Consider the following 14,379-nt stretch of genomic DNA (forward strand, 5'->3'; position numbering starts at 1 on the left):
AAAGGGAGTGCCCGAAAAATAATTCCGGGTACTCCCTTTAACATTGTAGTTCCATTGGTTTTTCATATACACATAGTCGGTTTTTTCCGTTTCGTTTTGCATGGTAAAGTGCAATATCAGCTTGCAAAAACATATTTTTAAAATCCGGACGGCTGCTCTTATGCCACGTAATCATACCCGCAGAAACCGTAACTGAAGGATTTGTTACATTTGGCACCATCTGTACAATCCCATCAGAAATTTCAATTGCCTCTCTTTCTGAAATATTCGGAATATAGATAGCGAGTTCTTCACCACCCCAGCGTGAGCATATGCCTCTTTTTCCTATTTCACTTTGGAGTCGCTTAGCTATTTGTACGATTACATCATCTCCAACTTGATGGCCGTATGTGTCATTAACTTTTTTAAAGTTATCAATATCAATTAACAGGAACATCCCTGAATCTTCCTTTTGAATTGCCTTTTCCACGTATGCATCGGAGTAACTTCTAGCGTAAAGCTTTGTTAAATGGTCTCGATCCACCATTTCCTGAAGCTGTTCACGCAATACCGAATTGGAAATTGCTAAAGAGGAATGATGAATAAGTGATTGCATTAATTTGAAGCTATCAAAGGAGAAGAAATATGGTTCTTTATGCAATACAATGCTAAACCCGATAATATCTTCTTCTACAATCATTGGAATGGCCATGATCGATTTATACTCAATGTCCCCTGAAATAAGACGGCTGAAATCAGCAATAAATAATGGGTCTTGTGTCGATTGAAAATGTTTTTCCACATGCTGAATATATACATTACACGCTATATGATTGAAAAGGTCTGTACAAGCTTCAGTCAAAATATACTTGTCATCTTCTTTAAAAAGGAATCCTAACTCCATCGGCTGAAACGATTTCATCATTTGCTTTTGTAAAAATAATAGCATTTCACTGATTGTTAATTTCATATTTAAACGATGGGAAGTTTCATTGATCAACTGCAAATCCGTGATGAGACGATGTGATTGATGATAGAGTTTTGCGTTTTCCAAAGCATTTCCTGAAGCTTGGGCAAGCATGCGGATAAATTCTTTTTCTGAACTTGCAAATGGGTAATTGATAGGTGCTTTCACCTGTAAAATTCCGTATATGGCTTGTCTCCCTTTTATAGGAACATTCAATAATCGGCGGTTTTGTTCAACAGCTATATCCTCATTCAATTCTCCCGATACGAAAGACTCAATGGTTGCTGGCCGCTCCGACAAATAGTCGAAAGGTTTTATTTTCACTCTCGTTTGACGGTCTTGGTCATTCGATAAAATCAGTTCAACTTCCAGACCAGGAAAATTCTCTTCAATTGTAACAAGCACATTTTCCAAAATTACATCAATATCCATCGTCGAATGGAAAAGATCGGTCATACCGTACAATTTACGGTATTTTTGTTCATTCGAATAAACTTCATATTTTGAAGTTAAAAATGAATAGGAACCAGATATCGCACTTACAATATCTTCTGTCAGCACTTTTTCAATAGGTGCGTTTACTGGATTATATTTAAATATAATAATAGCTTCTATTTTATCGTTTATTATAAGTGGCATAACATCCGTATGGTTTGCAAAATACGGCTGCTCTCTTAAAAACCCTGGTAACTTCACAACTTTATTACCGTTAAAATAGGGTTGTATTAAATCTAATGTTACATCAACATTCAGCAGTTCTAAGTTGTCGATCGGTTTCAATTTATTTTCGCTTACATGAAATAAAAAACAATGTTCCATATCAAAGTGTTTTATTAGGCATTCTTCTAATAGGAAAAAGTAATCATAAAATTTACTTCGTTGTAATTTCGTCTTCATACAAAGGCTTAAAATATCCGATTTAAATTGATCAATCTTTTGTTGATTTTCCACCATTAAATCACCTTTTCTTTTACTATTGCAATGTCGGTTCTTTTCACTTAACCACAAGTATACACATTTTATGCCTTATTGACTATTTAATTTTGTTATATTTTTCTAATAAACACCTCCATTTGCATTGTTTTTCGAACATTCAAGCATTTTACCGTTCTTATCCACTACCCAGTTTTATGCTTAAATACCCATACAAATGATCATTTATTTTTATTTTTCATTCCCTCTTAATATATTCAAAAAGTAATACACCTTTGTTGACGAATAGATAAAAAAAAGATACAATAGCCTTTGTGTAAAATGAATGCAGTAGTTGTATAACTTAAATGTAGTATTTTATTCCTTCTGTTTAGACAGAATGGTGTATTGTGTAACCCTTTCGGCTGCATGGGCGAAGATACATGAAAATAGAATACCGTTTAATGTCGGGTACAACTGGTTTTTTCTTTTACAACAAAAACCAATTTTAAGGAGGAGACACAATTATGTCTCGTTATACAGGTCCATCTTGGAAACTATCTCGTCGTCTTGGTATTTCATTAAGCGGCACAGGTAAAGAAATCGCAAAACGCCCTTACGCACCAGGTCAACACGGCCCGAACTCTCGTGGTAAAAAATCAGAGTACGGTCTACAATTAACTGAAAAGCAAAAATTACGTCATATGTACGGTATGACTGAACGTCAATTCAAAAACACTTACCTACGTGCTGGTAAATTACAAGGTGTACACGGTGAAAACTTCATGATCTTACTTGAAACTCGCCTTGACAACTTAGTTTACCGTTTAGGTTTAGCTCGCACTCGTCGTGCAGCTCGTCAATTAGTTAACCACGGTCACATCTTAGTTGATGGTAACCGCGTTGACATCCCATCTTACTCAGTAAAACCAGGTCAAACAATCTCTTTACGTGAGAAATCAGCTAACCTTTCAGTTGTTGCTGAATCAATCGAAGTAAACAGCTTCGTACCAGAATATTTATCATTCGATGCAGACTCTAAAGTAGGTACTTTCGTACGTTTACCAGAGCGCTCTGAATTATCTTCTGAAATCAACGAACAGTTCATCGTAGAGTTCTACTCTCGTTAATCTTTCGAGCTTCAGATATATTCGAATCAAACCATCAAGCCCTGTTCATCAGGTGCCTGGTGGTTTTTTTGCATTAAATAATTTTTTGAAATTTGTTCAATCGCCCCGGTCAACCTTGCTTCGTTGAATAGGATAACGAGGAAAGGGGGTGAATTTAATGGGTTACGGATATGAAGGGTATCAACAACAACCAAACTACGGTGGTTACGGCTGTGGTGGCGGTAACAGCGGTGGTAACAGCTCAACTTTCGTTCTGATCGTTGTTCTATTCATTCTTTTAATTATTGTAGGCGCTACTTTCGCTTACTAATAGCATCGATCACAAAAATTCTTTAGCTAGCCAGAAATAATTCCAACTACTTATTACTGTTTTTCACGCCATTAGGGTCACTTCCCCCAGTGACCCTTTTAATTTTAAGTTCCGTGACAATTTATTCAGCTTTTTCCTTTATACTTAGACGACATACAGCCTGCTAGCAACAAAAAAGATGCTGTACGCTAATTTAGCGGCAGCATCTTTTAACTATATTTTAAACACATAACATTATTAAAATGTATTTTAGTAAAACAAAAAGTACATTGCTCCTAATACAGCAATTACTATAAATGAAGCAAAAAATGCTTTCAATTTCGAAATGTGGTGGACTTCTGAAATTCCAATCACGGTAATGACATATGTCCAAATACTGCTAATAATAATCAGTATTCCGCAAACAAATTGCAGGATCAAATCACCTAATGATGTTTCCATATAAGAAATCGAGAAAAATGACTGTGGTGCGAACTGCATCCAGAAAAGCAGTACCGGCAATATCCAAATATAAGGAATCATTGTCATACTAATCATGCGGAACATTTCTTTAAATTTCCCTACACCACCAAACGCTTTTGCTGATAGTGTCAATACACCTGCCGATAAGACGGTAGAAAGAAAGTACAGTATTAGACTAACTAGAAATGTTGAATAGACGATATCCCCCAATGTAAATTGTCCTGTAAATTCTTCACCGATAAAGCCGGTTAAATTGCTAGCAAATACTCCGATAATACCAACGAAAATGAAATAAGATAACTTTTTAGTTGTTAACACATAACGAATAGTATCTCGGGGTTTAACAGCAATGCTTAATATGGCATGTCGATCATCGACTGTGCCCGTTAATTGCTCACTCAAAATAACATCCCCCTAAAAATATGTATACATTCTATTATACTGATACTTTTAAGGTGATACAAAATTATTGCTCCTTTAGTAGCATACCAATCTTTTGCTATTCGCCAGATTTAAGAGATACATAGCCAGCCTTTTCGACTAATGCCTGCCCTTCTTCCGAAAGCACCCAATCAATCAGTTCCTTAGCATTTCCTGTTGGCTCGCCTGCTGTCACAATATAAAATTCGGAAGCTATCGGATACGTATTGTTGCGAATCGTTTCTCTTGTCGGTGCAACTCCATCGATTTCCAAAAGTTTGATTTCTTTATTTTTAACCATCTCATTTGAATAGTAGCGGAAAGTATAGCCGATTGCATTTTTATAATTTTTGTATCGGGACACTTCATTGATAATTCCGCCCATTCCAGTCGCTATATCTTCCGTTGGTGCTTCCATCAATGGAGTATCTCCCATAAGCCGTTGAAGGGCTGTCTGTGATCCGCTGTCCTCGGGTCTTTGGAATGCCCTGATTGAATCATCTTTTCCGCCCACTTCTGACCAGTTTGTAATTTCCCCAGCATAGATTCCCTTAATTTGATCGAGCGATAAACGATTGACTTTATTTTTACTGTTGACGAAAAAGACAAATGCTTCTTTTCCGATTGGTGTCAGATGAAGTTTAATCCCCTGTTGTTTAGCCTGGTTAATTTGCGCATCGGAAGGACCCGCTGCAAAAATCATGTCCGTCTTTCCGAAAATCAGATTTGTATAGGCTTCATGCGTCTGGTTGACCATAACTTCACTTTTGTAGGGATTGTATTCTTTTTCTGGATATACATGCTCTGTAATGGCGGCATACAATGGATACAATGCGGTTGCGCCATCCATCTTCGGTAAAGGTTCCTCTAGCTTTAAAGTAGGCTCATTCTCCAATTGAACTAATTTATTTTCATCTGTAAATGGCTCATATTGGTAAATATTCACTTCTGCATCAACAGTCGGCACCCTATTATCGAACCATTTATAAACAGGTTGTATCAAACAGACGACTAAAATGATTCCGGCAATCGTCCAAAAGATTTTTATACGTTTTCTATTTTTATAAAATACATCAAAAAGCACAAGCACATAACCAATGTATATAATGACCGCAGCGGAAATGATGAACGGTATAAAGTGAATGTTACCGCTAAACGCTACCATAAATAATAATATGAAAGTAAAAAAGCTGACAGTCAGTAAGACAAAAATGGAAACGACAATTTTCCATAAATACGATTTATTTCCCAATATTATCACCCCTATCCTATACCTTCTTTATGAAACAGGAAACTCCTTTTAAAAAAACGTCTTGGAAAACTGCTGCCTTCCAAGACGTTTTATTTTAATTAAGCAAATTTAACCATATGGTATTTTTTCTTACCGCGACGGATAATGGCAAAAGCATCTTCCAAACGGTCTTTCGAATCGATTACATAGTCAAGATCCGTAATTTTTTCACCGTTCACACTAATTGCACCGTTAGTTACATCTTCACGTGCTTGGCGTTTGGATGAAGAAATCCCTGCTTCTACGATTAATTCCACGATATTTTTATCCTCTTTTGCCACTTCTACAGAAGGAACACCAGAGAAGGCTACTTTCATTTCTTCTACTGATAATGCTTTTAAATCACCAGAGAATAATGCTTTTGTAATACGCTCTGCTGCTTCCAGACCTGCTTCACCATGAATCAGACGTGTCATTTCTTCAGCCAACGCTTTTTGAGCTTTACGTAAATGCGGCTCTTCTTCCACACTTACTGCAAGACCTTCAATCTCTTCACGTGTCAGGAATGTGAAGATTTTCAGGTATTTCACGACATCGGCATCCGCTGTATTGATCCAGAACTGGTAGAACTCGTATGGAGATGTTTTTGCAGCGTCCAGCCATACAGCACCACCCGCTGTTTTACCGAATTTCGTACCATCCGCTTTTGTTACAAGCGGAATTGTAATACCGAACGCCTTCGCATTTTCATCATGTGTTTTACGAATCATTTCCAGGCCAGTTGTAATGTTGCCCCACTGATCCGAACCGCCTACTTGAATTCGAACATTGTGATGATCATACAAGTGGTTGAAGTCGATACCTTGGATTAATGTGTAGGCAAATTCAGTGAATGAAATACCTGAGTCGAGTCGTGATGCAACTGTATCTTTATTTAAAATGTAGTTAACATTGATCAGTTTCCCGTAATCACGAAGGAAATCGATTAATGACATCGGACCAACCCAGTCATTGTTGTTTACAAGAACAGCACTGTTTGCCGCATCCGATGAAAAGTCGAATAAGCGCTCCATTTGCTTTTTTAGACCTTGCACATTTTTTTCGATCTGATCCATTGTCTGTAACTGACGCTCTTCTGAACGGCCAGATGGATCTCCTACAGTTCCTGTAGCTCCGCCAACTAATAAAATCGGTGTATGGCCTGCTTTTTGGAAGCGGCGTAATGTAAGCAATGGCACAATATGTCCGATATGCATCGAGTCTGCTGTCGGGTCAACACCTACGTATAGGGAAACCTTTTCCTCATTTAATAGCTTTTCCATACCTTCCGCGTCTGTTTGCTGGTATAACAGTCCGCGCCATTCCAAGTCTTGCAGTAATTCATTTGTCATTTGTTTTCTCTCCTTTTACATGATGCGTCATTTACTTGTAAGGAAACGAAAAACGTCCCTACACGCAAATGCATGCAGGGACGTCAAAATATTATTTAACGCGGTACCACCCGGCTTGAAGAAATTTCAGTCTTTCTTCCACTTTAAGCGTCTATAACGTGACGATCCGTTCAGGCTCCAAGTACGTAATTCATAAATGCGCTATGTCTAGCTTTCACCAACCGCTAGCTCTCTATGCAGGGAACACATTTATTACTGCAAACTCTTCGTTGCCTGAAATTTATATTTTCTATTCTACCTAGAAAATAGTTGATGTCAATATTTATATTCGTTTATATCTCAAATATGCTATAATAAACAAGATTTTAGGAGGTCGATGATGTGAGAGAATGGCTCGAAAAATTGAATAAAAAAATCGAAATCCTTGCTTCTTCAGAACGAATGCGCTATGTCCGGATCGGAAGCGGTGTATTCTGGAATTTAATATTGCTGGCGATTATTTTTACAGCCGCGACACTATTGTTTGTCGGAGCTGTAGGCGCAGGTTACTTCGCATCATTAACAAAGGATGAACCTTTGCGATCAAAAGATGAAATGCGCGAGCAAATTTTCAGTTATGAAGAAACAAGTGAACTTTATTTTGCGAACGATATTTACATAGGAAAGATCCGAACAGATTTGGACCGTCGTGAAACATCGCTTGCCAATATATCCCCATCCTTAATAAATGCTGTTCTTGCAACAGAGGATGAATATTTCCGCGAGCATACAGGTATTGTACCGAAAGCTGTAATCCGCGGTTTACTGCAAGATGTATCCAACTCATCTACACAGACAGGTGGATCTACACTTACACAGCAATTAATCAAAAACCAAATATTAACGAATGAAGTTTCATATGAACGTAAAGCAAAGGAAATTTTACTTGCGTATCGTCTGGAACATTTTATGACAAAAGAAGAAATACTTGAAGCGTATTTAAATATTATCCCGTATGGCCGAAACTCTTCGGGACGTAATATTGCCGGTATTGAGACGGCAGCGCAAGGTATTTTCGGTGTATCTGCATCTAAATTAAATTTACCGCAAGCGGCCTATATTGCCGGTATCCCTCAGGCACCGTTCAAGTACACACCTTTTACAAATAAAGGTGAGAAAAAAAGTGCGGATGGGATGCAGCCAGGTATTGACCGTATGAAGACGGTTCTTTATCGTATGCAGGAAACTGGTTATATTACGAAGAAAGAATATGACGAAGCGATTAAGTACGATGTTACACAAGACTTCAAAGGATATGAAATTCGTCCCGAAGAAAAATATCCTTGGTTAACAGCAGAGCTTGAGCTCCGTTCAAAAGAAATTTTTGCAAAAATACTTGCTGAAAAAGACGGTATTGATCCGGATCGTTTAAAAGAAGAAGAAAACTTAAATGAGAAATATACTATAATGGCCGACCGTACAATACGTTCCGGTGGTTACCGTATTTACTCTACGATCAATAAAGATATGTATGATGCCATGAAAAAAGTGACGGAAGAGTTCACTTTATACGGTCAAACATACAAAAAGAAAGAAAAGGATCCTGAAACAGGAGAAGAAATAGAAGTGGATGTTCCTGTACAAACAGGAAGTATCGTTATTGAAAATAGCACCGGCCGCATTTTAAGTTTCGTTGGCGGACGCGACCACACTATTACACAAGTGAACCATGCAACAAACGCATTCCGTTCAAATGGTTCAACAATGAAGCCATTACTTGCCTATGCACCGGCAATCGAATATGGTGTCATCGGAGCAGGAAGCCCTGTTGTCGACGTGAAATTTAAACATCCGGTTACTGGTTGGGATCCTGTGAACTATAACCCGAACCAGGAATTAGGTATAATTCCTGCACGTCAGGCTGTTGCGTCATCGCAAAACTTGGCTGTAGCACGTTTATATGATTCCATTTTAGATCGTCGCCCTGCTACTTTCCTGGAAAAGATGGGCTTCTCTAAATTACTGCCTGTTGATTACGAAAACAGTTCGACCGTTCTGGGCAGTTTGACGATTGGTGCTTCTGTTGAAGAAAATACTAACGCTTATGCTACATTTGCCAATAATGGTCAATTTATCGATGCTTACATGATTGAACGCATTGAAGATCTGGACGGCAATATTGTTTATGAACATGAAGTAGAGCCTGTGAAAGTATTTGCACCTGAAACAGCATATATCATGACCGATATGCTGCGTGATGTGTTGAAGCAGGGCGGAACTGGTACATTGGCAAAGAGCCAGCTGAAATTCTCGTCTGACTTTGCTGGCAAAACCGGTACAACACAGGACCATAACGATGTTTGGTTCGTTGGATATAATCCGAATATCTCGGTAGGTGTCTGGATGGGTTACGAAAAACTGCGTACCCTTTATGCATTTAATAACCGTTACCAGCACCCAAGTCAACGTGTAAACCGTCTATGGGCAAATTACTTGAATACGCTATATGATATCAACCCGGAATTAGTCGGTACGAAAGAAGCATTCAAAAAACCTGAAGGCGTTGTGACACGATCATTTTGTGGTATTTCAGGCCTGGCACCTTCAACTTCATGTGCCAATGCCGGTTTAGTCACTTCCGATCTATTTAATAAAAATGTATTTTTACCAACACAGCCGGATGACAGCTTTGTATCTTCTACATCAGTTGTGATTAACGGCAACACGTATGCTGCATTACCGAATACACCTACTGAGTTTGTCCAAATGAGCGGTTTCGGATTGAATCAGGCATTCGTTGACCGGATGTTAGGCAGACTGGGTGGAGACGCTTCAAAATTGCTGTCGTTCAGTTCTGGTAATGGAGTTGTAACCGGTGCTCCATTCTCTGCGGACAGTGCACCACCGCAACCTGTTTATGCGACATTGGCAAACGGTTCACTATCATGGACAGCCTCTGCATCCAATGATGTTGTTGGCTACCGCGTATATAGTGTTACCGATCAGGGTAGATCGCTTGTACGTTCATTAAAATCTTATGAAGGTTATCGGGTATCAGTTTCACCAGGTGTTCGCTACATCGTTGTAGCAGTCGATATTACAGGATTGGAATCAGGCTATTCGAATGAAGTCGGAGAAGTGGTTGAAACTGCACCACCAGCTCCACCGGAAACGGAAGATGAGGAAAATGTTGTACCTGGGGAAGTAATTGAAGACCTGGATGAGATTGAAGTTGACGTCGATCCGGTCGAACCAGAACCATCAGGGGAATAAAAACAAAAAATCTCACCAACTTTTATAGGTTGGTGAGATTTTTTAATGTAATTAAATTGATAATTGTTCTGCTTTTAATACATCTTTAAGTAAATTGACTGCTTCATCAATTTCCTGTTCGCTCACTGTTAAAGGCGGTAATAATCGAATCACTTTCGGGCCGGCAGCAACTGTTAATAGACCAGCTTCATCCAATGCGGCCACATAAGGTGCCACATCTTCTCCGCCAAGGCTTAGACCAAGCATTAACCCTTTTCCTTGAACTGAATATTTATCTTCCGGAAAAGCTTCTTCCAGTTTTTTAATAAAGTATGCTGATTTTTGTTTTACATTATCCAAAAAGGCATCATTGAATATTTGATCGATAACTGTTTGAGCAACGGCAACACCTAATGGATTCCCGCCGAATGTCGTACCGTGTGTACCTGCATTAAATGTGTTAAACAGCTTTTCTGTCCCAAGAATTCCCCCGATTGGGAAACCGCCGCCGAGACCTTTAGCCATTGAGACAATGTCCGGTTTAATAGCTGTCTGTTCAAATGCAAAACGAGTTCCTGTACGTCCGATACCTGTTTGTACTTCATCAACAATGACTAAAATATCTGAGGATTGCTGAATTTCATGAATGGCTTTCGCGAATTCATCCGTTGCAGGATTTACTCCGCCTTCACCTTGAATCATTTCAAGCATAATCGCAGCAGTATCTTCATCAACTGCAGCTTTCAATGCTTCGATATCATTAAATGGCAATGTTATAAACTCACTCACTAAAGGACCGAATCCTTTACGTACTTTATCTTGTCCAGTTGCGCTCATCGCACCAAATGTACGTCCATGAAAGCTCTGTTCAAACACAATGATTTTATGTTTCCCTGTATGCTTACGTGCTAATTTAATAGCCGCTTCGTTCGCCTCTGCACCACTATTACAGAAAAATGCATATGATAAATGCAAATCTTTCACTAATGATGCGGCAAGTTTTTCCTGTCCTGGACTTTCAAATAAGTTACTAATATGCCACAGTTTTTGACTTTGTTTTTGAATAGCTTCAACGATTGATGGATGTGCATGCCCTAAACTACAAACAGCAATGCCGCTCGTAAAATCTAAATATCTCTTCCCTGTCGTATCAAATACTTCTGTTCCTTTGCCTTCGACAATAGCAAAAGGTCTTCTTGCGTAATTTTGGAATAATGCACTCATTTCACTAGCTCCTCACTTAAAATAGTCGTCCCGGTTAAAGCTTCATTAACAATTTGTACAGAAGGTATACCTGCCTTCAAACAATTCAGGGCACCCTGTACTTTCGGAATCATCCCGCCGTAAATATGCCCTTCTTCAATCCATTGTTCGATCAGGCGTGGTGTTACTTCTGTCTGGTATTCATCCTGTATGCGAATACCGGCCACATCCGTCACAAGCAGGAGACATTCCGCCTCGACAGCCAATGCAATTTCACTTGCCACTGTATCGCCATTAATATTCAGCGCCTGCCCATCCTTCGTTGCACCGATACAGGCAATAACAGGTACAATTCCAGCTTCCGTCAAAGAGTTTAACATATTTATATTAACACGCTTCACTTCTCCAACATATGCGTAATTTTTATAATCTAAAAATTCACACTCCAGCAGTCCCCCGTCAAACCCATTCAGCCCAATAGCAGAAATATTTGCTGAATGGAGCTCATGTACAAGTGAAGGGTTTACTTTTCCGATTAAAGTTGACTGTACAATACCGATCATTTCTTCACTTGTTACACGCAGTCCGTTTACCGTTTGTGACACGATCCCGGCAGCGGCTAATTCATGGTTGATCGCAGGTCCACCTCCATGTGTAATAATAAGTTGGAACCCTTGATCCTGCAACGCTTTAAAATTGCGAAAGAAGGTCTCGTTAAGACCTTCTAATGTGCTGCCGCCAAGTTTGATGACCATTTTACGAGCGGTATGATGCGTTGATTTGAACGTAGTCATAAGTCAGGTCACACCCCCATGCAAATCCGTGCCCTTTCCCAACTTCAAGTGACACATATATTTTTACTTCATGCTGTTTTAAAATTTCGATAAGCTCTTCCTCGGAAAACTTAATTGGTTCGCCATTTTCCACCATTGTTGCCCCACCGATTTTGATTGTAATTTTATCGGGATCGATTACAGCACCTGAATAGCCAACTGCTGCAATAATACGTCCCCAGTTTGCATCACAGCCAAATACTGCTGTTTTTACAAGCGGTGAACCTACAACTGTTTTTGCAATTTTACGTGCCTCTTCATCTGAAACTGCTCCATCCACTTCTACTTCAATCAGCTTTGTTGCGCCTTCCCCGTCACGTGCAATTGACTTTGCTAAGTCTTCTGCCACAAGACGTAGTGCTGTGTAAAAGTTTTCCCAGTCAGGATGTAATGGAGATAGGGGTTCATTTCCCGCTAAGCCATTAGCCATTACAATAACCGTGTCGTTCGTAGATGTATCTCCATCCACAGTGATTGAATTAAATGTGCAATCCGTTACACTTGATAATGCTTTTTGCAGCTCATTTGATTCAATATTGGCATCTGTTGTAATAAACCCTAGCATTGTCGCCATATTTGGTTCAATCATTCCGGAACCTTTAGCTGTTCCTGATACAATGACTTCCTTGCCATCAATGATCGTGGCATAAGTTGTATTTTTCATGACAGTATCTGTTGTTAAAATTGCCTGAGAGAAATCAATACCGCTTTCTAACTTTGAATCGGGATTTAATTGTTCAACACCTTTTTTAACCGGCTCCATTTTCATAATTTCCCCGATGACACCCGTAGAGGCTACCCCTACCAAATTAGATGCGATGCCAAGCTTTTGTGCGGCAAGCAGTTGCATTTCATATGCATCCAATACGCCTTGTTTACCTGTACATGCATTGGCATTTCCTGAGTTGACGATCATTGCCTGCATTTTTTTCGTTTCATATACAACTTCTTTTGTTACTTTTAAAGGTGCTGCCTGAACTGCATTAGTTGTAAATACTCCGGCAACGCTTGCTGGTACTTCACTTACTAGAATCGCTAAATCTTTTTTCTTATGTTTAAGTCCGCAATGAACACCTGCTGCTGTAAACCCTTTTGGTGATACGATATTTTTGCTTGATAATTTCTTCATCTCTATTGTTGAAGTCATCTAATGACCCTCCCTTAATTGTCCTCGTCATAATCTGTTCGCTGATGAATGAGAAGGCACAATCGACTCGCCTTCCCCTCCAACCAATCAACTTGATAGTCATTTATTTCTCATCTTTATAAATCAAATAAAATACGGAACGAGTTGTAAGCCTGTTTGCTGTGGGAAGCCGAATTGGACATTCATGTTCTGAATAGCCTGGCCGGCAGCTCCTTTAACTAAATTATCGATCACACCGATAATCGTTGCCCGATTTGTCCTTTCATCGAGTTTCACATAAATATCACAATAGTTTGAACCTTTCACGCGATTTGTTCCCACTGCGGAAGCCTGTTGAATGACACGGACAAATGGATGATCTTTATATGTTTCTGTTAAACAGTCCACTAATTGTTTTTGAGTAACCCCTTCCGTTACTTGTGCATAGGAAGTTGCTAAAATACCTCGTGTCATCGGTACAAGATGCGTATTAAATGTTACTGTTGTTTCGATATCGGTAAACATTGAAATCGCTTGTTCGATTTCGGGAATGTGCTGATGTTCATTAATTTTATAAATCGAGAAGCTCTCATTTGCTTCACTGAAATGTGTTGCCTGTGACGGTTTGTTCCCTGCTCCTGAAATTCCGCTCTTCGCATCGATGACGAGGAAGCTCGGATCAATTAGACGATGTTTTATAAGAGGCAGGATGGATAATAAAACAGCCGTTGGATAGCAGCCCGGGTTGGCAATTAAATCTGCGTTTTCAATCGCCGACGCATTCCACTCCGTTAATCCGTAAACACTTCGATCCACAACTTCCTGTGGTGCCGGATTTTTTTTATACCATGTTTCATAGCTTGCTAAATTTTTCAGCCGGAAATCCCCGGATAAATCAATTAATTTTGGACCCCGTTCAACTAAAGACGGAAAAATCGTACTTGATACCCCGGATGGCGTACTTGCAAATATAACATCGTATTGCGCCAATGCCTCATCATCCAATTTAAGTAATGGTTGATTATAAATATCCGTTAAATGCGGAAATTTATCCGAAAACTGAGTTCCTTCATCAGAAGATGTGAATAATCCAATTTCTTCCACTTCTTTATGATTATGCAAAAAACGCAGCAGTTCTAGCCCGCCGTACCCTGTTGCACCAATAATACCTGCCTTCATGTTGT

At 39.3% G+C, this 14,379-nt stretch carries 11 protein-coding genes and 1 other annotated feature; of the genes, 3 read left to right on the forward strand and 8 right to left on the reverse strand.

The annotated features are described in order from the left end of the window. Positions 1-37 precede the first annotated feature (37 nt). Entirely contained in the window at positions 38-1,900 is a 1,863-nt protein-coding gene (locus MKY27_RS12320; protein WP_339195419.1) for a diguanylate cyclase, read from the reverse strand. A gap of 485 nt (positions 1,901-2,385) precedes the next feature. Between MKY27_RS12320 and rpsD the strand changes: the two genes are divergently transcribed. Both rpsD and MKY27_RS12330 read left to right on the forward strand, forming a co-directional pair. Continuing rightward, the gene (rpsD, locus tag MKY27_RS12325; protein ID WP_008407801.1) at positions 2,386-2,988 is read left to right on the forward strand and encodes a 30S ribosomal protein S4; all 603 of its coding nucleotides are present in this window, start codon (positions 2,386-2,388) and stop codon (positions 2,986-2,988) included. A gap of 157 nt (positions 2,989-3,145) precedes the next feature. Beyond that, positions 3,146-3,298, forward strand: a complete 153-nt coding sequence (locus tag MKY27_RS12330; protein ID WP_339195420.1) for a YjcZ family sporulation protein — start codon at positions 3,146-3,148, stop codon at positions 3,296-3,298. A gap of 249 nt (positions 3,299-3,547) precedes the next feature. Here MKY27_RS12330 and MKY27_RS12335 read toward each other — a convergent pair whose 3' ends face one another. From MKY27_RS12335 to tyrS, 3 genes are all read right to left on the reverse strand, one after another. Further along, positions 3,548-4,162 carry a YIP1 family protein gene (locus tag MKY27_RS12335; RefSeq protein WP_339195421.1) on the reverse strand — a complete coding sequence of 205 codons (615 nt, stop codon included), beginning with the start codon at positions 4,160-4,162 and terminating at the stop codon, positions 3,548-3,550. Between the two features lie 97 nt (positions 4,163-4,259). Continuing rightward, positions 4,260-5,432: a substrate-binding domain-containing protein gene (locus tag MKY27_RS12340; RefSeq protein WP_339195423.1), complete on the reverse strand. Its 1,173-nt coding sequence runs from the start codon at positions 5,430-5,432 to the stop codon at positions 4,260-4,262. A 98-nt stretch (positions 5,433-5,530) separates the two neighbouring features. Then, positions 5,531-6,802 carry a tyrosine--tRNA ligase gene (tyrS, locus tag MKY27_RS12345; protein WP_339172622.1) on the reverse strand — a complete coding sequence of 424 codons (1,272 nt, stop codon included), beginning with the start codon at positions 6,800-6,802 and terminating at the stop codon, positions 5,531-5,533. Between the two features lie 73 nt (positions 6,803-6,875). Continuing rightward, positions 6,876-7,081: a binding site (T-box leader), on the reverse strand. Between the two features lie 102 nt (positions 7,082-7,183). On the opposite strand from tyrS, the gene MKY27_RS12350 reads away from it, so the two are divergent. Further along, positions 7,184-10,054, forward strand: a complete 2,871-nt coding sequence (locus tag MKY27_RS12350) for a transglycosylase domain-containing protein (protein ID WP_339195424.1) — start codon at positions 7,184-7,186, stop codon at positions 10,052-10,054. 51 nt (positions 10,055-10,105) lie between these two features. Here the strand turns inward: MKY27_RS12350 and MKY27_RS12355 are convergent, their stop codons facing one another. The 4 genes from MKY27_RS12355 to argC form a co-directional block, all read right to left on the reverse strand. After that, positions 10,106-11,257 carry an acetylornithine transaminase gene (locus tag MKY27_RS12355; protein WP_339195426.1) on the reverse strand — a complete coding sequence of 384 codons (1,152 nt, stop codon included), beginning with the start codon at positions 11,255-11,257 and terminating at the stop codon, positions 10,106-10,108. Continuing rightward, on the reverse strand, positions 11,254-12,030 hold the full coding sequence (argB, locus tag MKY27_RS12360; RefSeq protein WP_339195427.1) for an acetylglutamate kinase: 777 nt from the start codon (positions 12,028-12,030) through the stop codon (positions 11,254-11,256). The genes MKY27_RS12355 and argB overlap by 4 nt, the downstream gene beginning before the upstream one ends. Then, the gene (gene argJ / locus MKY27_RS12365; RefSeq protein WP_339195428.1) at positions 11,993-13,216 is read right to left on the reverse strand and encodes a bifunctional glutamate N-acetyltransferase/amino-acid acetyltransferase ArgJ; all 1,224 of its coding nucleotides are present in this window, start codon (positions 13,214-13,216) and stop codon (positions 11,993-11,995) included. The genes argB and argJ overlap by 38 nt, the downstream gene beginning before the upstream one ends. A 123-nt stretch (positions 13,217-13,339) precedes the next feature. Continuing rightward, positions 13,340-14,374, reverse strand: coding sequence for an N-acetyl-gamma-glutamyl-phosphate reductase (gene argC / locus MKY27_RS12370; protein WP_339195431.1), 1,035 nt, complete (start codon positions 14,372-14,374; stop codon positions 13,340-13,342). Positions 14,375-14,379: the final 5 nt, after the last annotated feature.

The organism is Solibacillus sp. FSL R5-0449 (assembly GCF_037975215.1).
Lineage (GTDB): Bacteria > Bacillota > Bacilli > Bacillales_A > Planococcaceae > Solibacillus.